Raw genomic sequence first — 22,946 nt, 5'->3', positions numbered from 1 at the left:
AACCATTGGACCCGCGCCCGAATCAACCTAAATCGGCTGCCATGGACATCGCAACCACCCCGACGAACCCCGAAGGCAACCCCGAACTCGCGGACGCCGCGCCGGCTCCGCATCAGCCGCCGGTCATCATGCGCGAAGATTACCGTCCGTTCGGCTGGCTGGTGCCCGAGGTGAAGCTCGATTTCGCGCTCGGCATCAAGGCTACCCGTGTGCGGGCCGAACTGACCGTGCAGCGCAATGCGCGGGCCGATCATGCCGATACCATCCGTCTCAACGGCGACAGCCTTACGCCGCTGGCGGTCACGGTCGATGGCGCACCTGCAGACTGGCGCATGGACGGGGCCGACCTGATCGTGCCGCTGCGCGAAGACAGCCACCTGATCGTGATCGAAACCGAAATCGATCCCACCGCGAACACACAGCTGATGGGCCTTTATGCCTCGGGCGGAATGCTGTGCACCCAGTGCGAGGCCGAAGGCTTCCGCCGCATTACCTTCTTCCCTGACCGGCCCGATGTGCTGTCGGTCTACACCGTGCGCATGAGCGGCGAGAAAACCGCGTTCCCGATTCTGCTGTGTAACGGCAACCGCACCGCCGAGGGCGAAGGCGGCGATGGCACCCATTGGGCCGAATGGCACGATCCCTGGCCCAAGCCGTCCTATCTGTTCGCGCTGGTGGCGGGCGATCTGGTGGCGAATTCGAAGCCGTTTACCACTGCCTCGGGCCGCGAAGTCGAATGCAACATCTGGGTCCGCGCCGAAGACCTTTCGCGGACCGATCACGCACTCGAATCGCTTCATCGCTCGATGGCATGGGACGAGGAGACCTTCGGGCGCGAATATGACCTCGATCTCTACAACATCGTCGCGGTCAGCGACTTCAACATGGGGGCGATGGAGAACAAGGGGCTCAACGTCTTCAACACCAAATACGTGCTGGCCGACCCGGACACCGCCACCGATGGCGATTTCGACGCGGTCGAAGGCGTGATCGCGCACGAGTACTTCCACAACTGGTCGGGCAACCGCATTACCTGCCGCGACTGGTTCCAGCTGAGCCTGAAAGAAGGCTTCACCGTGTTGCGCGACCAGCTGTTTTCGCAGGATATGCGTGGGCATGCGGTCAAGCGGATCGAGGATGTGCGGATCTTGCGCGCGGCGCAGTTCCCCGAAGATGCCGGGCCGCTCGCGCACCCGATCCGGCCCGACAGCTACCGCGAGATCAGCAATTTCTACACCGCGACCGTCTATAACAAGGGCGCCGAGGTGATCCGCATGATGCGCAGCATGGTGGGCGTCGAACGCTTCCGCGCTGGGACCGACCTCTATTTCGACCGTCACGATGGCGAGGCGGCGACCTGCGAGGATTTTGTCAAGGCGATCGAGGACGGAGCTGGGATCGATCTTGGTCAGTTCCGCCGGTGGTATTCGCAGGCAGGCACCCCGCGCATAACCGTGCGCCAAGCGGTTGCGGGGGATGCACTCACGCTCACCCTCAAACAGACTGTGCTGCCCACCCCCGGCCAGACCGACAAGCTGCCGATGCCGATCCCGCTGCGGGTCGCGGTGCATTCGCGCAGCAGCGGCGCGCTCGGCGCAGAGCAACTGATCGTGCTGACGGACGAGGAGCAGAGCTTCACTCTCCCCCTCGCCGGTCCCGATGCGGTCGTCTCGATCAACCGCGGCTTTACCGCACCGGTGGTGATCGACCGCACGCTGGCGCGCGAAGACCTCGTGTTCCTCGCCGCCCACGACGACGATCCCTTCGCCCGCTACGAAGCGTTGCAGGAGCTTGCCGTCGGTCACCTCGTTGCACAGGCACGCGGGGAAGCGCCCGGCGATGGCGAAAACGCGGTCATCGGGGCGTTCCGCGCGATCCTGACGGACGCCGCACTCGACGATTCGATGCGCGGCGAATTGATGGTCCTGCCGTCGGAAACCTATCTGTTCGAGGTATTGGCGACCGGCGACCGCAAAGCCGATCCCGGCGCGATCCACACCGCGCGCGAAGGACTGAAAGCCGCCATCGGCACCGCGCTGTCCGAAGAGCTCGGCGCGCTTCATGGGCGAACCAGTGCGGTTGCGCTGGACGATCCCGAGGGGCGCGGGGCGCGCAAGGTCAAGACACAGGCGCTGGCGCTGATCGCCGCCGCCGATCCCGCCCGCGCCGCCAAACTGGCCGCGCAGCAATATGACGCCGCCGACAACATGACCGACCGGCAGGGCGCGCTGATGGTGCTGTGCGGGCTCGAGTGTCCGGAACGCGCGGAGCGGCTCACCGCGTTCCATGATCGCTACCGCGATAATGCGCTGGTGGTGGACAAGTGGTTCACATTGCAGGCCTTGTCGCTGCACCCCGATGTGATCGCGCAGGTGCGCGAACTGGCGCAGCATCCCGACTTCACCATGAAGAACCCCAACCGCGTGCGCTCGCTCCACATGGCGTTTGCGGGCAATCCGCAGGGCTTCCATGATGCGAGCGGCGAAGGATACCGGATGGTGGCCGACGTGATCCTCGCCCTCGATCCGATCAATCCGCAGACCGCGGCGCGATTCGTGCCCTCGCTGGGGCGTTGGCGGCGGATCGAGCCGGGCCGGGCGGCGCTGATGAAGGCGGAGCTGGAACGCATCGCGGCGGCAGGCAACCTGTCGCGCGACACCTTCGAACAGGTCAGCCGCAGTCTCGATGGATAGGGATACCGCCTTCGCGATCGAGCGCAGCGCGGTTCTGGAAGGCGTGCGCCACGGCTTTTTCGGCAGTGCGGGCGGCGCGCACCAATTCGGATTCGGCGGGCCGGGTGATCCGCAGGCGGTGCGGGCCCTGCGCGCAGCGGCAGCGGAAGCGATTCGGCCCGGCGGCCGACTCGCCGCGCCGCATCAGGTGCATTCGCCCGATGTCGTGGTGGTCGAAACCGCTTGGGATGACGCCGCCGAAGGTCGCCCCGTCGCCGATGCGGTGGTCACCGCGACCCCGGGCATCGTGCTGGGGATCGTCACCGCGGATTGTGGCCCGGTGCTTTTTGCCGACACCGAGGCGGGCGTGGTGGGCGCAGCCCATGCCGGCTGGCGCGGTGCGGTGGACGGGGTGATCGAGAATACGGTCGCTGCGATGGAGAGCCTCGGCGCACGACGCGGCCATATCGCGGCCGCACTCGGGCCGACGATCGCGCAACCGAGTTACGAGGTCGATGCGCCGTTCCTGGCACGCTTTGCGTCTGAAGATGAACGCTTTTTCGTCGACGCAGATCTGCGTGACGGGGCGCGCCGCTGGCACTTCGATCTTCCCGGTTACATCACCGCGCGGCTGGCGCAGGCAGGCATCATCAAAATTGCTGATCCTGGCCGGGATACTTTCTCTCATGTCATGCGTTACCATTCGCATCGCAGGGCCAAGCAGGCGCGCGAGGCGGATTATGGCAGGCAGATCAGTATGATCGCGCTTGATTGACCCCGCCTTGCGCGAAGGCAAACAGGCCTTGCTTAAAACACGGTTGGTTTTTCGCTGGATTGCCGTTAATTGCCCCCCACGCTGCGGGCGAGGTGCACACAGAACAGCACCCCGCATCTCGGCAGGAATCAATCGACGGACTCTTATGGGGCATCAGCTCCGCCACTGAAACAGCACGCCGCGCAGAGCGTTTCTCCGGCGCGGCAAGACGAGCAGGGTAAGACACAATGGCTTCTGACACGGCCGCTATCAGCGACACTGGCACCGAAGACGGCGTCCGCCGCCGCGACTGGATTCACATTGCCGCACTCAGCACGGCCGGCGTGGGCGCCGCATCGGTGCTGATCCCGCTGATCACCCAGATGGCCCCTTCGGCAGATGTGCTCGCAGCCAGCACCACCGAAGTGGATGTCAGCGCGATCCAGCCCGGACAGGGGATCAAGGCAGTGTTCCGCAAACAGCCGCTGTTCGTGAAGCGCCTCACGCCCGAGGAAATCGCGGCGGCAACGGCCGAAGACGCGGCCGACATGCGCGATCCCCAGACCCTCGCCGAACGTACCAAGGAAGGCCACGAAGACATTCTGGTCACAATGGGCGTTTGCACCCACCTCGGCTGCGTGCCGCTGGGCGCGGCCGAAGGCGAGAACAAGGGCGAGTTCGGCGGCTATTTCTGCCCCTGCCATGGTTCGCACTACGATGTCGCGGGGCGCATCCGCAAAGGCCCGGCACCGCTCAATCTGCTGGTGCCGGAATACGAGTTCACCTCCGACGCCGTCATCCGTGTCGGATGAGCTTTCGTAGCTGAACGACAACGATAATCGTCCCGATCTGACCATTTCGATCAAACCCGAGAGAACGCCATGAGTTTTGCCTGGGCCAAGCAGTATGAACCGCAAACCGCTTTTACAAAGTGGATCGACGAGAAATTGCCGCTTCCGCGGCTCGTCTACAACGCGGTCGGGGCCGGTTATCCGGTGCCGCGCAACCTGAACTACATGTGGAATTTCGGCGTGCTCGCCGGGTTCTTCCTGGTGGTGCAGATCGTCACCGGCGTTGTCCTGGCGATGCACTATGCGGCCAATGCGCAGGTGGCGTTCGGCACGGTCGAACACATCATGCGCAACGTCAATTACGGCTGGATGCTGCGTTACGCCCACGCCAACGGGGCGAGCTTCTTCTTCATCGTGATCTACCTGCACATCTTCCGCGGGCTGTTCTATTCGTCCTACAAGGCCCCGCGCGAGATGATCTGGCTGCTGGGCGTGGTGATTTTCCTGCTGATGATGGCGACCGCCTTCATGGGTTACGTGCTGCCTTGGGGCCAGATGAGCTTCTGGGGCGCGCAGGTGATTACCGGGCTGTTCAGCGCGCTCCCACTGATCGGCGAACCGCTGCAGGTGTGGCTGCTGGGCGGCTTCGCGCCCGACAACGCCGCATTGAACCGCTTCTTCTCGCTCCACTTCCTGCTGCCCTTCGTGATCGCGGGCGTCGTGATCCTGCACATCTGGGCGCTGCACATCCCCGGCTCGTCCAACCCGACCGGTGTTGAAGTGAAGCAGGAAAGCGATACGGTTCCGTTCCACCCCTATTACACTTCGAAGGACGGCTTCGGGCTTGGGGTCGTCCTCATCCTGTTCACGACCATCGTGTTCTTCCTGCCGAACGTTCTTGGCCATCCGGACAACTACATCGAAGCGAACCCGCTCTCGACCCCGGCGCACATCGTCCCGGAATGGTACTTCCTGCCATTCTACGCGATCCTGCGCGCTTTCACCGGTGACCTTGCGCTGTTCGGCATCACCTTCGTTCCGGCGAAGCTGCTGGGTGTGATTGCGATGTTCGCCTCGATCCTGGTGTGGTTCATCCTGCCGTGGCTGGACAAGAGTCCGGTGCGCTCGGGCCATTACCGTCCGCTGTTCCGCAAGTTCTTCTGGTTCGGCCTGATCCCGACGATGATCGTTCTGACCATCTGCGGCGGTGCCCCGGCAGAAGAACCTTACGTGATCCTCAGCCAGGTCGCGACGGCATACTACTTCATGCACTTCCTGGTGATCCTGCCGATCATCAGCCAGATCGAAGTGCCCAAGCCCCTGCCGTTCTCGATCACCGAAGCGGTGATCGGGTCGGACAAGCCCGGCACCACGTCGGGTGGCGGCAAGGTCGATCCGGAGGGTGTGGTTCAGGACCTTCCCGGCTCCTCGCCCGATGGTTCGCTGCAACCGGCCGAGTAATCGGCCGGCTTCAGCCCCAAGCAATTTGACCCGATAACGAGAAAGAGTTCGGTCATGACTATTCGCCTCGGAGGCATCATCGTCGGCCTCGCCATTACCGCAATTCTGGTGCTGTGGTCGCTGGTTCCCGGCTTCATCAATTTCGCCTTCGGCCCACCGGCGGAAAAGCAGGCATCCTATGCCTTCTACGAGCACGGCGACGGGCCGGAAGGCGGCTTCACATTCGACGGCGCGCTCGGCACGTGGGACGTGGCCCAGTTGCAGCGCGGCTATCAGGTTTACAAGGAAGTCTGCTCGGCCTGCCACAGCCTGAAGTTCGTGGCGTTCCGCAACCTCCAGCAACTCGGCTACACCGAAGCCGAAGTTGATGCCGAGGCGGCCAGCTGGACTGTACCGGGGATCGACCCGAATACCGGTGAAACGACCACTCGTCCGGGCGAACCGACCGATTACTTCCCCATGCCGTTCGCCAACAACATCGCGGCCGCGGCAGCCAACAACAACGCGATTCCGCCCGATCTGTCGCTGATGACGAAGGCGCGGGGCGATGGGTCGAACTACGTCTATGACCTGCTGACCGGATACGGCGAAGCTGACCCTGAGCTGGCAGCGAAGGTGGGCTTCGAAACCCCTCCGGGCCTGTATTTCAACAAGCACTTCCCCAACGTGAACATCGCCATGGCACCGCCGCTGGTGATCGACGGGCAGGTATCCTACGCCGACGGCACCGAAGCGACCATCCCGCAGATGTCCAAGGATGTCGCCGCGTTCCTGACCTGGACCGCCGAACCTTCGCTGGTGCAGCGCAAGCAGACCGGCTGGTTCGTGATCGGCTTCCTGATCTTCGCGACGGCGCTGGCCTTCCTGTCATACAAGCAGATCTGGGCGGGCATGAAGCCGAAAAAGAAGTAAGCTTCCCTCGCATGCATCTTCGATACGGGCGCCCCGTCATCCCTTGCGGATGGCGGGGCGCTCTGCTTTTACAGAGGCGAAGGGGCCTAACGCTATGACCGCACCGCATCTCTCCCGCGCAGAGCTCAAGGCACTGGTGCGGACCATCCCGGACTTCCCCCACCCCGGCATCCAGTTCCGCGACATCACCACCCTGATCGGCCACCATCAAGGCATGGCGGCAAGCGTGCATCACCTTGCCGGGCTGGCGGACGCGGCAGGGGCGCACAAGATCGCCGGGATGGAAGCGCGCGGCTTCATCTTCGGCGCAGCGGTGGCGGTGCAGCTCGGCATCGGCTTTGTTCCGGTGCGCAAGCCCGGCAAGCTGCCGATGGAAACGATCGGCATCGACTATGCGCTCGAATACGGCAGCGATCGGCTGGAGATGGATCCCGGCGCGATCGAACCGGGCCAGAAGGTGGTCATGGTCGACGATCTGATCGCCACCGGAGGCACCGCGCTTGCCTCGGCCGAATTGCTGCGCCGCGCCGGAGCCGTAATCGAACACGCGCTGTTCGTGATCGACCTGCCCGATCTCGGCGGCGCTGCTCGCTTGCGCGAGGCGGGGATCGAAGTGCGCACGCTGATGGAATTCGAAGGCGACTGACGGCCCACGCCGCCGGGGCGACAGCTTGCACCGGGAACACCGAAGGCGACCGGCGCGTTTGGTGCAAGTGCTTGTCCTGTGACGAAAGCCTCGTCTATGGCTGGCAAGCGCCCCGCGGGCGCACTCGCAACGTCGCTTCTGGCATAAAGGGCCACCGGAACCGCCAATGGCTTACGCCTTGACGCTATATATACTCGTGGCACTGCCATTCATTGCCGCGCTGGTGATCGCGCTGCTCCACGCCGGGTCGCGCGCGGTGCATTCGGGCGTTGCCGGGGCAGCGAGCGGCGCGGGCCTGCTGCTATTGGCGGGGCTGACAGGACCGGTGATCGGCGGCGAGGTGCCTTCGGCGAGCATCAGCTGGGTGCCAGCGCTGGGCCTCGATTTCACGCTGATGGTCGATCCGCTCGGATTGATGTTTGCAGGTCTGATCCTGGGCATCGGGCTGCTGGTGGTGATCTTCGCCCACTTCTACCTCTACAAGGGCGAGGCAACCGGGCGGTTTTTCGCCAGCCTGATGCTGTTTCAGGGTGCGATGCTGGGCATCGTGCTGGCGGGCAATGTGCTGTTGCTGCTGGTGTTCTGGGAACTGACCAGCCTTTCATCGTTCCTGCTGATCGGGTTCTGGCAGCACAAGGCCGAAGGGCGGCAGGGCGCGCGTATGGCGCTGGCGGTGACGGGCGGCGGCGGGCTGGCGCTGATCGGGGGGATGGTGCTGCTAGGGCTGGCGGCAGGATCGTTCGACCTCGCCACAATCCTCGAACGCGGCGCGCAGGTGCAGGCCTCGCCGCTCTATCCGGTGCTGCTGGGTCTGATCCTGATCGGCTGTTTCACCAAGTCGGCGCAGTTCCCGTTCCATTTCTGGCTGCCGCACGCGATGGCTGCCCCCACGCCGGTGAGCGCCTATCTGCATTCGGCGACGATGGTGAAGGCAGGCGTGTTCCTGCTCGCGCGGCTGTGGCCGGTGCTGGCGGGGACGGAAGCCTACACCGTGATCGTCAGCAGCGTCGGACTGGTGACGATGGTGTTCGCCGCCACCGTGGCGCTGTTCCGGCACGATCTGAAAAGCATCCTCGCCTATTCCACCATCAGCCAACTGGGCCTGCTGGTGATGCTGCTCGGCTTTTCGCTGGAGATGGCGGCGCTGGCGGCGGTGCTGCACATCCTCAACCATGCTGCGTTCAAGGCGGCGCTGTTCATGGTCGCAGGCATTGTCGACCACGAAACCGGCACGCGCGATATCCGGCGGCTGGGCGGGCTGGCCAAGACGATGCCGGTGACGGCGCTGATCGCAACGCTCGCGGCGGCCTCGATGGCGGGGCTGCCGCCGCTGGGCGGGTTCATTTCCAAGGAGCTGATGCTTTACCAAACCCCCAATATCGCGTTGTTCGGCCTGCCATGGCTGGTGCCGGTGCTGGCGACTTTGGGCGCGACCTTCTCAGTCGGCTATTCGCTAAGGCTCGCATGGCACCTGTTCTTCGGCCAGCCGCGCGAGGCGGAGCCGCACGAACGCGCGCATGATCCGGGCGTCGGCATGTGGGCGCCTTCCGCGCTGCTGACAGCGCTGGCTGTGCTGCTGGGCCTCGTGCCGATGCTGCTGGCCGGGCCGCTGGTGGGCGCGGTGACGGGCGCGGTGATCGGCGGCGCAGCGCCCGAATTCGATCTGGCGCTGTGGCACGGGGTCAATCTGGCGCTGATCCTCAGCATGATCGCGGTCGCGGGCGGGGTTTTGCTGCTGTGGCGGCACGCAGGCTTGCTCAGGGCGTGGGACAGCATTGCACACAGCGATGCCAAGCGCATGTTCGAAACCACGCTGGGTTTTGCCGACACCTGGGTGCGCAAGGCGATCGTCGCCGTCCACACGCCCTCGCTCCAGCGGATGCTGCTGATGACCTTCGGGGTGGTGGTGGCCTTTATCATCGATGGCGCACTGGAAGGTGGCGGGGCAATCACAGGCCTGCAGCCGGGTATACCCGCTTCGGCACCGGCGATTGTCGCCTGGGCGCTGATGATTGCGGCGACGGCGGCGGTGGTGAACGATTCGCGCCAACGGTTCCGGGTGCTGGTCTATATCAGCGTGATCGGGCTTGTGGTCAGCCTCGCCTTCGTGCGGTTCTCGGCGCCCGATCTCGCGCTGACCCAGATTTCGGTCGAGGTGGTGACGATCCTGTTGCTGCTGCTGGCGCTCAACCTGCTGCCCAAGGCACCGCCGCTGATCTCCTCCTCCCCGCGCAAGTGGCGCGATGGCGCGCTGGCGACAGCCGGGGGCGTGTTGATCGGCGGGCTGGCCTGGGCGATGCTCACGCGCGGCGCGGGAGAGACGATTTCCGCCTTCCACCTCGCCAATTCCAAACTCGGCGGCGGCGGCACCAATGTCGTCAACGTGATCCTCGTCGATTTCCGCGCCTTCGATACGCTGGGCGAGATCATCGTGCTGGGGATTGCCGGCCTCGCCATTTTCGCTCTGCTCGACAGCGCCGCACGCGGCAGCGCAGGGGCGCGGCTCGCGCGCTGGCAGGAAGACATGCCGCATTCGCCGGAAAGCCATCCGATGATGTTCGTCATGGCCAGCCGCATAGCCCTGCCGCTGACGCTGACCGTGGGCATCTACCTGTTCCTGCGCGGACACAACCAGCCGGGCGGCGGGTTCATTGCCGCGCTGGTGGTGGCGATCGCGTTCCTGTTGCAATATCTCGCGGCGGGCTATGACTGGACCGACCGTCGGCGACGGTTCAGCGAACATCGGATGATCGCGTGGGGAGTGCTGGTGGCGATGGCGACCGGGCTGGGTTCGATGGCATTCGGCGCACCGTTCCTCACCTCCACCTTCGACTATTTCACCCTGCCGCTGATCGGCGAGTTCGAACTGGCAAGCGCGATGCTGTTCGATACAGGGGTGTTCCTGACCGTGCTCGGCGCGGTGTTGCTGGCGCTGGCGCAGCTCAGCCACATTTCCCAGCGCGCTGCCCGCGCCTATGCCGAAAAGCAGGATGCCGAAGCGGACGAAACGGCGCAGGGGGACGCGCCATGACCTACGAATTCCTGGTGGCCAGCGCGATCGGCGTCCTAGTGGCGGGCGGTATCTATCTCGCGCTGCGCGCGCGCACCTTTCAGGTGGTGCTGGGCCTCACGCTGTTTTCCTATGCGGTGAACCTGTTCCTGTTCGCTTCGGGGCGGCTGGTGCTGAACCGCCCGCCGATCTGGGACAAGGCGGTAACCGAATATACCGATCCGCTGCCACAGGCGCTGGTGCTGACCGCGATCGTCATCACCTTCGGCATGACCGCGTTCGTGGTGATCCTGGCGCTGCGCAGCTTCCTCGAAACCGGCAGCGACCACGTCGATGGGGACAATGTGCCGTGCGACGGGGATGACGGCGAAGCGGGGAGAGGCGAATGACGCTGGCCGATCATCTCCCTCTCCTGTCGATTGCGATCCCGGCGGTGGCGGCGCCGTTCACTCTGCTGTTGATGCGCCGCCATCCCGGCTGGGCGATCGGGATTGCCTTCGTTTCATGCGCGGCGATGCTGGGTTGCGCGCTGGCGATGCTTGCGCAGGCAGGTGACGGCATCATCCAGGTCTACGCACTGGGAGGATGGCCCGCGCCGTTCGGCATCGTGCTGGTGGCTGACCGGCTTTCGGCGATCATGCTGACGCTGGCCGCCACGCTGGCGCTGATCGCGCTGCTGCACGCGGTCGTCACCGGGGCAGACCGCAAGGGCTGGCATTTCCATCCGTTGTTCCAGTTCCAGCTGATGGGATTGAACGGCGCGTTTTTGACGGGCGACCTGTTCAACCTGTTCGTGTTCTTCGAAGTGCTGCTGATCGCCTCCTATGGCCTGCTGCTCCACGGGCAAGGTCCGGCGCGGCTGAAGGCGGGGGTGCAATATGTGGTGGTCAATCTGGTCGGCTCGTCGCTGTTCCTGATCGCGCTGGGGCTGCTGTATGCGCTGACCGGCACGCTCAACATGGCCGATATGGGGCTGCGCGTCGCAGCGCTCGCGGCCGAGGATCAGGGGCTGGTCCGGATTGCCGCGCTGCTGCTGGCGTCGGTGTTCGCGATCAAGGCCGCGGTCGTGCCGCTGCACCTGTGGTTGCCGCGCACCTATGATGTGGCGACCCCGGCAGTGGCGGCGCTGTTTGCGATCATGACCAAGGTCGGTGTCTATTCGCTGATCCGGGTGGTGCCGCAGGTGTTCGGCGAGGGTGCCGGGGCGGCCGCCTGGGCGCCCGCGCCATACCTGCTCCCGGCGGCGCTGGTAACGGCGGCGGTCGGTTTTGCCGGCGTGTTCGTCGCCCGTACGCTGTCCGAACAGGCGGCCTATGCCATCATCGGGTCGACCGGCACGCTACTGATCGCTGTGGCAGGCTGGCAGGAGGCGACGCTGAGTGCGGCGCTGTATTACCTTGTGCATTCGACCATTGCCGGGGCGGCGCTGTTCCTTGTCAGCGACATCGTGGCGCGGCGGCGGGCGGGCTTTACCGATAATTGCAGCCCCGGCCCCGATTTCGCCGACCGGCAGGGCCTGGGACTGATCTTCATGGCCGCCGCCATCGCGGTGACCGGCCTGCCGCCGCTGTCGGGCTTCATCGGCAAGCTGCTGATCCTGACGTCAGTGACGGAAATCGCGAACTGGGGCTGGTCGTGGGGCGTGATCCTTGTCACCACGCTGATCGGGGTGATCGGCTTTGCCCGCGCGGGCAGTGCGATCTTCTGGAAGGCCGCCGAAACCGAAAGCAAGACCGCGACCGCAACCTTCGCCCGCACCGATATGGCCCCCGTCATCATCGCGCTGGCGCTGCTGGCGGCGCTGTCCGCAGGCGCAGGCTGGGCGACCGCCTATGCCGAGGCTGCCGCCGCGCAGGTGCTCGATCCCGCGATTGCCGCGCGCGCAGTGCTGGGGGAGAACGGCCAGTGATGAATCGCTTCATCCCCCACCCCGGCCTGTCGGTGATGCTGGTGATCATGTGGATGGTGATGGTCAACGATCTCACCTTCGGCACGCTGTTCCTGGGGCTGATCGTCGGCATTTTCCTGCCGCTGTTCACCGCCGCCTATTGGCCGGGACGACCGAAGGTGAATTTCGCGGTCGGCTTTGCCTATATCGCCCTTGTGCTGTGGGACATCATCGTGGCCAATTTCGAAGTCGCGGCGATCATCCTGTTCAAGCCCAATCACAAGCTGCAGCCAGCATGGCTGTCGATCCCGCTCGATCTCGACACGCCCGAGGCGATCACGGTGTTCGCCGGCACCATCAGCCTCACCCCCGGCACGGTGTCCGCCGATGTCTCGGCCTGCGGCACCTGGCTGCTGGTGCATGCGCTTCATGCGCCCGATCCCGCCGCAGAAGTGGCGCGGGTCAAGCAGCGCTATGAAGCCCGGTTGAAGAGGGTCTTCGCATGATCGGATATGCTCTCGCTTTCGCCTTCGTGGCACTGGCCGCCGCTCTGGCGATGAACCTGTGGCGGCTGCTGCGCGGGCCGGGCGTGGGCGACCGCATCCTGGCGCTCGATACGATGGTGATCAACGCGATCGGGATGATCGTGCTGGCCGGGATCGCCGATGGCGATGGCACCAGTTTCGAAGCGGCGATGTTGCTGGCGATGGTCGGCTTCGTCGGCACGGTCGCCTATTGCAAGTTCCTGTTGCGCGGAGACATCATCGAATGACCGGGGATTTCGCCTTTGCCGAACTGCTCGCCAGCGCGCTGATCGTGCTGGGGGGTGCCTTTGCGCTGATCGGCAGCTGGGGTCTGGTGCGCCTGCCATCGCTGATGGAGCGGCTGCACGGACCGACCAAGGCCAGCACGCTGGGGCTTGGCGGAATGCTGCTGGGATCGGTGGTGTTTTTCCAGCTGGTCGAGGGCACGTGGACGACGCACGAATTGCTGGTGTCGGTGTTTCTGTTCGTCACGGCCCCGATTGCTGCCAACATGATCGCCAAGGTGCATCTGCATCAGCTCAAGCTGGGCAAGACGCCAGGCCCGGCAGGCCCGCCGGCGGAACCGGGGCCGGACAGTCTGTGGGCGACCTACGAAGCCCCGCACAAGGGCACGCCCGGCTGCTTCGCCGAGGACTAGGTGGTCTGCGCCGCCGTGCCGGACGGTGAGCGATTGACCCTCCGCCATCGCCGCCCCACAAGGCTTGCCGAACCATAATCTGCCGAGGAGACGGATCCATGCCCCAGCCGTGGGTTGCAATTGCACTCGCCCCTGTATTCGCCCCAGTGTTCGCTTTCGCGCTCGCGCCCGTATCCGCGTCCGCCCAGTCACAGGGCGCCGCCACCAGTGCCAGCGTGCCCGCCGGGCCGGAGCGGCGCTTTACCGCGCAGGATCTGTTCCACCTTTCCGCCGCCGCCGATCCGCAGATCAGCCCGGATGGCAGCCGGATCGCCTATGTCCGGCGCAGCCATGACATCATGGCGGACCGTGCGCGCTCTTCGATCTGGTTGATCGACACCAGCACCGGCGAGGAAATGCCGCTGGCGGGCGGCGCGGATGGCGATGCCTTCGCCCCGCGCTGGTCGCCCGATGGCACCCGGCTGGCCTATGTCTCCACCCGCAGCGGCGGAGCGCAATTGTGGGTCAAATGGCTGAAAGGCGGCGAGGCCGTGCGCCTGACAGGGCTGCCGCAAAGCCCGTCCAACATCACCTGGTCGCCCGATGGCAACATGATCGCCTACACCATGCTGGTGGCGAACGAGGGGCTGAAGCTCGGCTCCCCACCATCCGGCAAGCCCGAAGGCGCCGAATGGGCAGAACCGCTGGAGGTTTACGACCTCATTACCTACCGCGCCGACGGGGCCGGATACCTGAAGCCGGGGTTCGAGAAGATCTTCACGATCCCGGCCACCGGCGGCGCACCGCGTCAACTGACCTTCGGCGATTATCATGACGGCGGGCCGCTCGCCTTTTCGCGGGACGCAAGCCGGCTGTATTTCAGCGCCAACCGCCAGCCCGACTGGCAGACCGATCCGGTCGAAAGCGAAGTCCACGCGCTCGATATCGCCAGCGGGAACATCACCGCGCTGACCAGCCGCGACGGACCGGATCACAGCCCGCAGGTCTCGCCCGATGGCAGGCTGATCGCCTTTTTGGGCTTCGACGATGCGGGCCGCGCGTATGAGGATGACGATCTCTACGTGATGGCTCCCGATGGCACCGGTCGCCGCAATCTCACCGAAAGCTGGGGTTTCAGCCCTACCGGGATCACCTGGGATGCCGATGGCAAGGCGATTTACGCACAATACGACGTCAGCGGCGAGGTGCGCGTGGCGCGCATCAGTCTCGACGGGTCGATCCGCGATGTGGTGGACGGCGTCACCGGCGGCGGGCTTGACCGGCCCTATACCGGCGGCAGTTTCTCGGTCGCGGCCAATGATGCGATTGCCTTTACCGGCGGCGAGCCGACCTTCCCCGCCGAAGTACGCCTGAAAGATGCGGGGAAGGCGCGCACGCTGACCAGTCTCAACGCCTCGCTCCGCAGCGTCAAGACGATGGGCGCAGTGCGCAAGATCACTGCGCAATCGAGCCACGACGGGCTGGAAATCGAAGGCTGGCTGACCTTGCCGCCCGGCTATGTCGAAGGCACGCGGGTGCCGCTGATCCTGGAAATCCACGGCGGACCATTCGCCGCCTACGGGCCGCACTTCGCCACCGACAACCAGCTTTACGCCGCTGCGGGCTATGCCGTGCTGTCCGCCAATCCGCGCGGATCGACCAGCTATGGCGAGGATTTCGCCAACCGGATCGACAAGGCCTATCCCGGCAATGATTACGACGACCTCATCAGCATCGTCGACGCAGCGATCGCGCAAGGCGTGGCTGACCCCGATGCCCTGTTCGTCACCGGCGGATCGGGCGGCGGGGTGCTGACCAGCTGGATCGTCGGCAAGACCAATCGCTTCAAGGCCGCGGTGACGCAGAAGCCGGTCATCAACTGGACGACGCAGGTGCTGACCGCCGACAACGCGGCGTTCTTCGGGCGCTACTGGCTCGGCATGCAGCCGTGGGAGAACCCCGAATTCTACTGGCAGCAATCGCCGCTTTCGCTGGTGGGCAATGTCGAAACCCCGACACTGGTGGTGGTCGGCGCTGAGGATTATCGCACCCCGGTGAGCGAATCCGAGCAGTATTACACCGCGCTGCGCCTGCGCGGCGTGCCGACCGCTCTGGTCAAGGTGCCCGGCGCAAGCCACGGCAGCATCGCCGCCCGCCCTTCGCAAAGCGCGGCCAAGGCGGCGGCGATTCTCGCCTGGTTCGAGAAATACAAGGACGGCTGGACGCGGCCGGAATAGGCCCGCGGGATCAGGGGTGCGGCGGCCGGGGGCTTTACCTCCGCCGCCGATGCCCCGAAGATGACAGCTGCACAAAAGACCCGCACGAAACGATGCGGGCTTCGGGAAGGGATCGACATGGCGCATTCGAGCGTGGCACCGGCGACGGGTACAGGCACCGGCTCTGGCACGGGCACGGGCACGGCGGCTGACGGCTTCGGCTCCGCAGGTTACCGGGGGTATGTGCTCGGCACCCTGCTGGTCGTCTACATCTTCAATTTCATCGACCGCACCATCGTCAACATCCTGACCGAGCCGATCAAGCGGAGCTTCGGGCTGGAGGACTGGCAGATGGGTCTGCTCGGCGGTCCTGCCTTCGCGGTGCTCTACACCTTCCTCGGCATCCCGATCGCGCGGCTGGCGGAGCGGCACAACCGTGTCATCATCATCGCGTCTGCCGTCGCCGTCTGGAGCCTGTTCACGGCATTGTGCGGGTTCGCAGTGTCGTTCCTGACATTGTTCCTGTTCCGCATCGGCGTCAGCATCGGCGAGGCGGGCTGCACTCCGCCCGCCCAATCGCTGATCGCGGATTATTTCAAACCTTCGAAGCGGGCGACAGCCGTTTCGATCTACGCGCTCGGCGTGCCGCTGGGCGGGATGCTGGCATCGATCTTCGGCGGGCAACTGGCCGGGCTGGATGGCGCCGCATTCGGCGCCTGGGTCAATTCGATGGGGCTGGGCTGGATGTTCGGCAGCCTCGACTGGTCCCAGGTCGAAGGCTGGCGCGTCGCCTTCGTTGTGATCGGCCTGCCGGGGTTGCTGCTGTCGCTGCTGGTCTGGCGTACCGTCCAGGAACCGCCGCGCGGCTATACCGATCCCGCCGCGCTGCAGGGGCTGGCGCGCGCCAGTTTCGGCGAGGCGCTGGGCGTGCTGATGAAGAAGCCCGCCTATCGCCAGGTGGTGATGGGCGCGACGGTGGCATCCTTCGTCGGCTACGGGATCGGGCAGTTCACCACATCGTTTCTGATCCGTACTCACAAACTGTCGATCGGCGATGCCTCGCTGTTGTTCGGGATCATTCTGGGCGTGATGGCGGCGATCGGCGTGTTTGCTTCCGGCTGGCTGGCCGACCGGATGTCGGTACGCTATCCCAAGGCGCTGTCATGGCTGCCCGCCATCGGCATGGGAGCATCCGTGCCGCTGTATGTTTTCGGGTTCCTTGCCGACAGCCTGTGGTACGCCATGCCCGCGCTGATGGTCGCGGCGATGATCCACTATTTCTACCTCGGCCCGATGTATGCGGTATCGGGCGGCGTGGTCGACAGCCGGATGCGCGCGACCGCGGTGGCGATCACGCTGTTCGTGGTCAATCTGCTGGGTTACGGGCTCGGCCCGCTGGTGATCGGCATCCTCTCGACCGTGCTCAAGTCGATGTTCCTTGGCGGAGCGGACGCAGCGCTGACGCTGGAGGCGTGCAAGCCGTTGCTGGCGTTGACGCCCGATGCACGGGCGATGCTGGCAGGGGCCGAACTGCAACGGCTCACCGCCTGCGCCAGTGCCGAGGCGCGCGGCCTGCAATGGTCGATCGTGATCTTCGCCTGCGGTTATGGCTGGGCGGCGCTGCATTACCTGCTGGCCGGACGCACGCTGCTCACCGACATGATCGCGCATAATGCGCCACCGGCGAAATGACCGAAGTTTTGCCGAAACACCGGTAAACCATTCGCGCCTGCGGGCGGGAATGGTGCTGCTGGGGAGGATTGAAAGCCCTAGGCCAGCCTCAAGAATGGCGGATTTCTGCGGTTTTTGACCACGTGTTGAAGGCTGCTTTGTACCTGAACTTTGTACCGCAGGCAAGGCCGTGCGACCCAAAGGGCGACCTATTGAACAGATACCCAACCGCTGGGGCAGGGGATCACCAACCACGCCCTATTGCACAGATACCGCGATGGCCGCCCCGCTTGACCCTAGGTCTTCGAAAGCAGCATTCCTGACCCACGCATTTCTGCGGGTTTGGGCATGCGTTAGCGTCCCGTGTTTGACAAGCTGGGGGGTCAGGTAGGGTTTCCCCAGAACGGGACGCTAAGAGCCTTCCAGCTGACAGAGAAAATGCAATGATTTCAGCGGGTCATCACCAACCACTTCCTTATGCAGGAAAACCGGCCCTGCAGAGTGCGACCTAAACCACCACCTAATGCAGGAAACCGGCGCTGCCTCGGGGGGGGATCACCAAAGTCCTCCTAAAGCAGAAGAAACCGACCCAGCCCCGAAGGGCAGCCCTCGCGACCGACCAAAGAGCTTCGCTCAGGGACGACCACCCAGTGTGGGGGGTAAGGGGGGTAGTAGTACTATCCTAGGACTGTCCTAGGACTGACATAGTAGGGATGAGTAGAAGGGTGAATAGCAGTACTGAGTAGCAGTACTGCCTCCGTCCTTCCCCTCCCATCACCATCATCACCTGACACCCCCAAGGGATGCCCCATGGCGGGGCTGTCCCTGCAAGGAGTCATCCCATCGCCAACCCCCACGCGCAGCCCTACGCCTTCCCACTGGGGAAGCACCCCGAGCTTGCCGAGTATCTCACCGAGAAGACAGAGTACGACCTAGCCAGCGGCTGTTTGCTCTGGACAGGGGGTCTCAGCAAGGAAGGCACTGGGCTGAGCGTAGGGCGCACCACCGTTTATGAATTGATGCGCTCCGGCCAGCTAGACACCCGCAAGATGGGGCGGCGGCGCTTAATAACGGCGGAATCGCTCCGGCGGCTGGTCGAGAAGCGGGACTGAGGGGCAAGCCGTTTCACCATGGCGACCTTCAGCGCCGCTATCGGCTGCGCAAGCGGGAACTGCTGGACTGGTGGGCGCGGAAGCTCACGGTCATCGTGGGCGAGAAGGAGCCGCAGGACAATGTTGTGCCGATGCGGGTTGGTGTGTGCGTTGGGGGCTAAGGCGCCCGGGTGAGTAGGTGCTCAGGGCCCGTAGGTCACCGTTGTAACCATAAGGAAAGTGGTCGTTTTGGCTGGCGTCATCAATTCGAGAATATCTGTACGCTGTCGGTTCGGACCAATGATGAAAATGAAAATTTAGCGTCTCAGACCCCCTGATTTGTGGCTTGTGCATCAGGAGTTGATGCGTTAGCTAATTTTTATGGATTATTTATTTTAAGCAATGTGGACTGCCTACGTTGCTCTGAATGGGGGAAGTTAAATGCGGACATCAATTTTCCAATATGCGGTTGTGGGGGCCTTAGCCGCCGCAGTCCCGAGTGTGGCAAGCGCTGCTGAGTTTGTCGAAACACAATCTCAAACCGTTGACGGCCAGGACTTTGTTTTTAGCTTTCCCTCTCCCCAGCCAACAGGGGACGGTCTTTTGACGCTCCTCATCAGAGGTGACTTCTCTGGGAATTTTCCTGGCAACGAGAGTTTCGACATCGACCTTGAAGGTGTTTTTTCTCGCACCAATTTAGGGTTAAACACTGGCACGCTCGTTCAACGATTTAGCGGTGACGACCAGGAATTTTCTCATTCATTTATACTTACACTAGCGGAACTCTCCGCGCTGGCTAACGATGGTCAAATAAATCTCAATGTGAATTATGCATTCGGAGTAAGTTCTAGTCTTAGTGCCAATCCTTTCATCACCGCGTCATTGCGTTTCCCGTCAGAGGCTGGGGCCGTACCCGAGCCTGCCGCTTGGGGTCTGATGCTACTTGGTTTCGGTTTTGTTGGCGGAGCGATGCGCTCAGCAAAGCGCCGTCAGAAAGCGAATGTCTCTTACGCGTAGCCGTAGGTCGAAGTAAGTTAAGCGCCGCTGGTATCACTGGCGGCGTTTTGCTGTCCGTTCCGAACGTCAACGAACCAGCCACCTTCGGCTCTTCAGCTCAGAGTTTGCTTTTCCCTTACGCGGACACTTCAAGGTAATCAGGCTACGCCATTGGCATTAAGCCCAACCAACCACAAACTGCCGGTAAAAACCATTTCGCAATTTGAGTAGGTTGGCGCATAACGATTTCGTTTGGCGGTTCGGCCGCCTAAAGGCGACCGATGCAATGCTGGGCACCATCCCACCACAACTGGCGCACCATCACCAAAATCTCTGTGGCTTCGGCCTGAGAAGGATGATGAAAATGCCAGCACGCAAATACCGAGAGGGTGCCCAACACGACGAATGGTTGGACCTCAAAGAACGCTTCCAGTTTAAGGCGATGGTCGCCCGCGAGGCGGTGAACCAGATTTCCGGACATACCCTGCTGCGCCTTGACAAAGCCGCCGCCTTGCTCGGCGTCACCAAGAAAACTCTCCGCGAAATGGAAAAGCAGGGTCTGCGCAATTGGCCCCAAGGCGTCAGGACGGTTCAACGCTTTCGTCAATTCCATCGTACTGCGGGTTAGCGAAGCTCGCGACCTTGGCGACGTGGACCGCTTCGCCTTCTACGAACACATGAAGACTTAATGGGGCTGAAATCGATGCGGGCGACACGGCATTAACGCAGCGTGCCCGCCAGCTTTGGCAGGCGATCCAAGGCGCGGACAGTTAGCGAACCTTTCCGAACCTTTCCGCGCGCTCCGAACCCCCAATCCGTGGATGATTCCATGCATTCGCTGGCACCCGCTGGCGGTGCACAAGGGAGCACCACAATGGAAATTCTGCTCGTTTCGATCCCCGATGCGGCCACGGCGCTGAGCGTAGGGCGCACTACCGTCTATGAATTGATGCGCTCCGGCCAGCTAGACACCCGCAAGATGGGGCGGCGGCGCTTAATAACGGCGGAATCGCTCCGTCGGCTGGTCGATAAGCAGGACTGAGGGGCAAAGCGATGCGCCGGATCAATCCGCGCTCCGCCAAGCTGCACCGGTCCTACACGGCTCACGAGCTGGCGGAGCGGCTGGACGTGCACAAGAACACCGTGCGTCATTGGATCAAAGGCGGCTTGCCCGTGGTCGATGGCACGCGCCCCGTCCTGATCCTTGGCAGCGACTTTCAGGCATGGTGGGGCAGACAGCGCAAGGCCGCAAAGCGCCCATGCCAGCCGGGGCAGATGTATTGCTTCAAATGCCGGGAGCCGAAAGCGCCCGCGCTGGGCATGGTCGATTATGTCGCCACGAATGCCGCCACGGGCAACCTGAAGGCGCTGCCCGCGTCAGCACCGAAGACCAAGACTGCAGCATCCAAGAGGAAGCCCTCAAGGCCGCCGGTGCCACCATCATCCGCAGCGAGCGCAAAAGCGGCACCACCACCAGCGGGCGCACGGAGCTTGCCACAGTGATGGACTTCCTGCGGGAAGGCGACACGCTGCTGGTCACCCGTATCGACCGTCTAGCGCGCTCCCTGATCGATCTGGAGAGCATTGTCGCCCAGCTGCGGGCGAAGGGAGCATACCTCAAGGCTACCGAGCAGCCTATCGATACGTCGACCCCAGCGGGCCGCGCCTTCCTGCAGATGCTGGGGGTCTTCGCTGAGTTCGAAACTGCTATCCGCCGTGAGCGCCAGCTGGAGGGCATCGCCAAGGCGAAGGCCAACGGGGTCTACAAAGGCCGCAAGCCCAGTGTCCCTGTCGACAAGGTGCGGGAGATGAGGGGTCAGGGCATCGGCGCTAGCACCATCGCCAAGCAGCTGGGGATCGCACGGAGCAGCGTTTACGAGGCGCTCAAGGATGGGTGAAGGTGTATTGCTCGCATAATACACCTGCGATGCTTGGCGCGTGGCGGTCTGATTTTTTCAATCCGGTATCGCCGAGACCATCGGATGTCCGCTTTCAGGAGAAAGCTGCTGACGACCCAATGTCGAGTTGTGGGTGGAAAATTGCCATAGGTGGTTCCACTCGAGGGTCTGTTGCGGGTATCCTTGACTCTGGCACGGGGGCACAGCCAAGCACTGATAGCCAAGAAAAGGCGGGGACTTGATCATGAACATGGAAGATCTTTATCGGCTTTTGAGAACCGGCCATGTTCAGGCACAAGGCATTGTCGATACCATCTGCGATCCTCTGGTGGTGCTGGACAGTAATCTTTGCGTCCAGAATGCCAACCGGGCTTTCTTCGAGACGTTCAAGGTCGAACGCGACGAAACGATCGGCGAGCGACTCTACTCGCTCGGGAACGGGCAATGGGACATTCCCGCGCTGCGCAACCTGCTTGGGGAGGTGATCCCCAAGGCGACCGCGATTATCAATTACGAGGTTGAGCACACTTTCCCCACTCTTGGCCGCCGGACAATGCTGCTGACCGCCCGAACGCTGTATCACCCCGATGGCATGGCGTTGACGATGCTGCTTACCATCGTCGATGCCACCGACCGCCAGCGTCGCGAACTCGCCAAGGATCTGCTCTTTGGCGAACTGCGCCACCGGATGAAGAACCTGCTGGGACTTACCCGGGCGATCGCCCGGCAGACCACCACGACCGGCCGCTCGGCTGAGGAATACAGGGATGTGTTTCTAGGCCGCCTGTCGGCCCTTATCGAAGCTGAAGAAGTGGCATTCTCGGAGCACAAAGAAGCGGGGTTGGCAGAACTGCTCGATCGCACCTTCGCCGCTTTCGATACCCAGTCGAACAGCATTACTATCGAGCCGGGAGAACCTGTCGAACTCAGCCCGAGCGAGGTGATGTCGCTAAGCCTGGTTCTGCACGAGTTGACCACCAATGCTGTGAAATATGGTGCGCTATCCGTTCCTGACGGGGAACTCCGCGTGAGCTGGCGAACCGAAGGGGGAAATGTGCTTCGGCTCCAATGGCAGGAAAGTGGCGGGCCTTCCGTTACCCTCCCGATCGAGCCCGGATATGGGGCCGAACTTATTCACTCCTCGATAACCTATAATCTGCAAGGTCGAATGGAACAGGACTACACGCCGGATGGTTTGCGCGCGGAATTCGTCATTCCATTAGGGAAGGCAGAAGACATAAGTTGAGAGAGGCAGCGCTCCCGACCATCCTCGTCGTCGAGGATGAATTCATGCTCGCGATGGAGCTGAAGGCGATGCTTGAAGCGAATGGATGGCGGGTGGTTGGACCTGCGGCTCGCGTTTCCCAAGCGCTCGAACTGCTCGAACGAGAACCCCCAACGGCTGCGCTTCTCGATGTCAATCTGGCGGGTGAATTGGTTACCCGGCTCGCTCAGGAGCTGCGGACAGCCCGGGTGCCATTCGCGCTGGCAAGTGCCTACGACCGGCCTGAGCGCGGTGACATTCTGATCGGCGTGCCGAACGCCGGCAAGCCCACGACTGAGCGACGCCTCATGGCCGCCTTGGATGAGGTTTTGAAAGCGTCGTGGGAGTAGCACATCCGCTCCACGTCCCTATTCGCCAAGCGGGCTGCCCTTTTGCTTCGCAGGTTTGGCAACGGAGGTGGCAGCTAAGAGGTCGGAAGGAGAATTTCCGGTCTAGGCAAATGTAACGTGACAACTGCCTGCCTAGTCTCGGAGACGCGCCGATCCGCACAAGAT

The 22,946-nt window shown here is 63.4% G+C and carries 22 protein-coding genes; all 22 read left to right on the top strand.

The window, feature by feature from the left end; all coding sequences use genetic code 11:
- Positions 1-41: 41 nt before the first annotated feature.
- Entirely contained in the window at positions 42-2,693 is a 2,652-nt protein-coding gene (pepN, locus tag Q0L48_RS11830; RefSeq protein WP_296721243.1) for an aminopeptidase N, read from the top strand.
- Positions 2,686-3,447 (top strand): peptidoglycan editing factor PgeF, encoded by a 762-nt coding sequence (pgeF, locus tag Q0L48_RS11825; RefSeq protein ID WP_296721241.1) that lies wholly within the window; start codon positions 2,686-2,688, stop codon positions 3,445-3,447. The genes pepN and pgeF overlap by 8 nt, the downstream gene beginning before the upstream one ends.
- A gap of 227 nt (positions 3,448-3,674) precedes the next feature.
- On the top strand, positions 3,675-4,238 hold the full coding sequence (petA, locus tag Q0L48_RS11820) for a ubiquinol-cytochrome c reductase iron-sulfur subunit (protein ID WP_296721239.1): 564 nt from the start codon (positions 3,675-3,677) through the stop codon (positions 4,236-4,238).
- Between the two features lie 69 nt (positions 4,239-4,307).
- A complete protein-coding gene (locus tag Q0L48_RS11815) occupies positions 4,308-5,678 on the top strand; it encodes a cytochrome b/b6 (RefSeq protein WP_296721236.1) in 1,371 nt (456 codons plus the stop codon).
- A gap of 54 nt (positions 5,679-5,732) precedes the next feature.
- Entirely contained in the window at positions 5,733-6,590 is an 858-nt protein-coding gene (locus tag Q0L48_RS11810; RefSeq protein WP_296721234.1) for a cytochrome c1, read from the top strand.
- A gap of 94 nt (positions 6,591-6,684) precedes the next feature.
- Positions 6,685-7,236, top strand: coding sequence for an adenine phosphoribosyltransferase (locus Q0L48_RS11805; RefSeq protein ID WP_296721232.1), 552 nt, complete (start codon positions 6,685-6,687; stop codon positions 7,234-7,236).
- Positions 7,237-7,414: 178 nt separating this feature from the next.
- Entirely contained in the window at positions 7,415-10,267 is a 2,853-nt protein-coding gene (locus Q0L48_RS11800) for a monovalent cation/H+ antiporter subunit A (RefSeq protein WP_296721230.1), read from the top strand.
- On the top strand, positions 10,264-10,635 hold the full coding sequence (locus Q0L48_RS11795; protein WP_296721228.1) for a Na+/H+ antiporter subunit C: 372 nt from the start codon (positions 10,264-10,266) through the stop codon (positions 10,633-10,635). Before Q0L48_RS11800 ends, Q0L48_RS11795 begins: the two co-directional genes overlap by 4 nt.
- Complete coding sequence (locus Q0L48_RS11790) at positions 10,632-12,155, top strand: monovalent cation/H+ antiporter subunit D (RefSeq protein WP_296721227.1); 1,524 nt, start codon at positions 10,632-10,634, stop codon at positions 12,153-12,155. Before Q0L48_RS11795 ends, Q0L48_RS11790 begins: the two co-directional genes overlap by 4 nt.
- A complete protein-coding gene (locus tag Q0L48_RS11785) occupies positions 12,155-12,640 on the top strand; it encodes a Na+/H+ antiporter subunit E (RefSeq protein ID WP_296721415.1) in 486 nt (161 codons plus the stop codon). The genes Q0L48_RS11790 and Q0L48_RS11785 overlap by 1 nt, the downstream gene beginning before the upstream one ends.
- Positions 12,637-12,906, top strand: coding sequence for a K+/H+ antiporter subunit F (locus Q0L48_RS11780; RefSeq protein WP_296721225.1), 270 nt, complete (start codon positions 12,637-12,639; stop codon positions 12,904-12,906). Before Q0L48_RS11785 ends, Q0L48_RS11780 begins: the two co-directional genes overlap by 4 nt.
- Entirely contained in the window at positions 12,903-13,316 is a 414-nt protein-coding gene (locus Q0L48_RS11775; protein WP_296721223.1) for a Na+/H+ antiporter subunit G, read from the top strand. The genes Q0L48_RS11780 and Q0L48_RS11775 overlap by 4 nt, the downstream gene beginning before the upstream one ends.
- A gap of 98 nt (positions 13,317-13,414) precedes the next feature.
- Positions 13,415-15,532 carry a S9 family peptidase gene (locus Q0L48_RS11770; RefSeq protein WP_296721221.1) on the top strand — a complete coding sequence of 706 codons (2,118 nt, stop codon included), beginning with the start codon at positions 13,415-13,417 and terminating at the stop codon, positions 15,530-15,532.
- A gap of 117 nt (positions 15,533-15,649) precedes the next feature.
- The gene (locus tag Q0L48_RS11765) at positions 15,650-17,203 is read left to right on the top strand and encodes an MFS transporter (protein WP_296721220.1); all 1,554 of its coding nucleotides are present in this window, start codon (positions 15,650-15,652) and stop codon (positions 17,201-17,203) included.
- Between the two features lie 782 nt (positions 17,204-17,985).
- A complete protein-coding gene (locus tag Q0L48_RS11760) occupies positions 17,986-18,294 on the top strand; it encodes a helix-turn-helix domain-containing protein (protein ID WP_296721218.1) in 309 nt (102 codons plus the stop codon).
- 420 nt (positions 18,295-18,714) lie between these two features.
- Complete coding sequence (locus Q0L48_RS11755; RefSeq protein WP_296721216.1) at positions 18,715-19,290, top strand: PEPxxWA-CTERM sorting domain-containing protein; 576 nt, start codon at positions 18,715-18,717, stop codon at positions 19,288-19,290.
- Between the two features lie 265 nt (positions 19,291-19,555).
- On the top strand, positions 19,556-19,897 hold the full coding sequence (locus Q0L48_RS11750; RefSeq protein ID WP_296721214.1) for a hypothetical protein: 342 nt from the start codon (positions 19,556-19,558) through the stop codon (positions 19,895-19,897).
- Between the two features lie 246 nt (positions 19,898-20,143).
- A complete protein-coding gene (locus tag Q0L48_RS11745; protein ID WP_296721212.1) occupies positions 20,144-20,311 on the top strand; it encodes a helix-turn-helix domain-containing protein in 168 nt (55 codons plus the stop codon).
- Positions 20,312-20,322: 11 nt separating this feature from the next.
- On the top strand, positions 20,323-20,772 hold the full coding sequence (locus Q0L48_RS11740; RefSeq protein ID WP_296721209.1) for a helix-turn-helix domain-containing protein: 450 nt from the start codon (positions 20,323-20,325) through the stop codon (positions 20,770-20,772).
- Positions 20,673-21,167: a recombinase family protein gene (locus Q0L48_RS11735; protein WP_296721414.1), complete on the top strand. Its 495-nt coding sequence runs from the start codon at positions 20,673-20,675 to the stop codon at positions 21,165-21,167. Before Q0L48_RS11740 ends, Q0L48_RS11735 begins: the two co-directional genes overlap by 100 nt.
- A 244-nt stretch (positions 21,168-21,411) precedes the next feature.
- Positions 21,412-22,413, top strand: coding sequence for an HWE histidine kinase domain-containing protein (locus tag Q0L48_RS11730; protein ID WP_296721208.1), 1,002 nt, complete (start codon positions 21,412-21,414; stop codon positions 22,411-22,413).
- Positions 22,410-22,781 carry a response regulator gene (locus tag Q0L48_RS11725; RefSeq protein ID WP_296721206.1) on the top strand — a complete coding sequence of 124 codons (372 nt, stop codon included), beginning with the start codon at positions 22,410-22,412 and terminating at the stop codon, positions 22,779-22,781. The genes Q0L48_RS11730 and Q0L48_RS11725 overlap by 4 nt, the downstream gene beginning before the upstream one ends.
- Positions 22,782-22,946: the final 165 nt, after the last annotated feature.

Source organism: Erythrobacter sp. (assembly GCF_024305245.1).
Classification (GTDB): domain Bacteria; phylum Pseudomonadota; class Alphaproteobacteria; order Sphingomonadales; family Sphingomonadaceae; genus Erythrobacter.
This window is presented reverse-complemented; position numbering and strand designations above follow the sequence as displayed.

Bases quoted from the DNA above. Each gene is read 5' to 3' on its own strand.
- Q0L48_RS11760 (WP_296721218.1), top strand. From the start codon at position 17,986: ATGCCCCATGGCGGGGCTGTCCCTGCAAGGAGTCATCCCATCGCCAAC.
- petA (WP_296721239.1), top strand. From the start codon at position 3,675: ATGGCTTCTGACACGGCCGCTATCAGCGACACTGGCACCGAAGACGGC.
- Q0L48_RS11815 (WP_296721236.1), top strand. From the start codon at position 4,308: ATGAGTTTTGCCTGGGCCAAGCAGTATGAACCGCAAACCGCTTTTACA.
- pgeF (WP_296721241.1), top strand. From the start codon at position 2,686: ATGGATAGGGATACCGCCTTCGCGATCGAGCGCAGCGCGGTTCTGGAA.
- Q0L48_RS11780 (WP_296721225.1), top strand. From the start codon at position 12,637: ATGATCGGATATGCTCTCGCTTTCGCCTTCGTGGCACTGGCCGCCGCT.
- Q0L48_RS11805 (WP_296721232.1), top strand. From the start codon at position 6,685: ATGACCGCACCGCATCTCTCCCGCGCAGAGCTCAAGGCACTGGTGCGG.
- Q0L48_RS11765 (WP_296721220.1), top strand. From the start codon at position 15,650: ATGGCGCATTCGAGCGTGGCACCGGCGACGGGTACAGGCACCGGCTCT.
- Q0L48_RS11775 (WP_296721223.1), top strand. From the start codon at position 12,903: ATGACCGGGGATTTCGCCTTTGCCGAACTGCTCGCCAGCGCGCTGATC.
- Q0L48_RS11785 (WP_296721415.1), top strand. From the start codon at position 12,155: ATGAATCGCTTCATCCCCCACCCCGGCCTGTCGGTGATGCTGGTGATC.
- Q0L48_RS11740 (WP_296721209.1), top strand. From the start codon at position 20,323: ATGCGCCGGATCAATCCGCGCTCCGCCAAGCTGCACCGGTCCTACACG.
- Q0L48_RS11755 (WP_296721216.1), top strand. From the start codon at position 18,715: ATGCGGACATCAATTTTCCAATATGCGGTTGTGGGGGCCTTAGCCGCC.
- Q0L48_RS11810 (WP_296721234.1), top strand. From the start codon at position 5,733: ATGACTATTCGCCTCGGAGGCATCATCGTCGGCCTCGCCATTACCGCA.
- Q0L48_RS11795 (WP_296721228.1), top strand. From the start codon at position 10,264: ATGACCTACGAATTCCTGGTGGCCAGCGCGATCGGCGTCCTAGTGGCG.
- Q0L48_RS11745 (WP_296721212.1), top strand. From the start codon at position 20,144: ATGGAAATTCTGCTCGTTTCGATCCCCGATGCGGCCACGGCGCTGAGC.
- Q0L48_RS11770 (WP_296721221.1), top strand. From the start codon at position 13,415: ATGCCCCAGCCGTGGGTTGCAATTGCACTCGCCCCTGTATTCGCCCCA.
- pepN (WP_296721243.1), top strand. From the start codon at position 42: ATGGACATCGCAACCACCCCGACGAACCCCGAAGGCAACCCCGAACTC.
- Q0L48_RS11790 (WP_296721227.1), top strand. From the start codon at position 10,632: ATGACGCTGGCCGATCATCTCCCTCTCCTGTCGATTGCGATCCCGGCG.
- Q0L48_RS11750 (WP_296721214.1), top strand. From the start codon at position 19,556: ATGCTGGGCACCATCCCACCACAACTGGCGCACCATCACCAAAATCTC.
- Q0L48_RS11730 (WP_296721208.1), top strand. From the start codon at position 21,412: ATGAACATGGAAGATCTTTATCGGCTTTTGAGAACCGGCCATGTTCAG.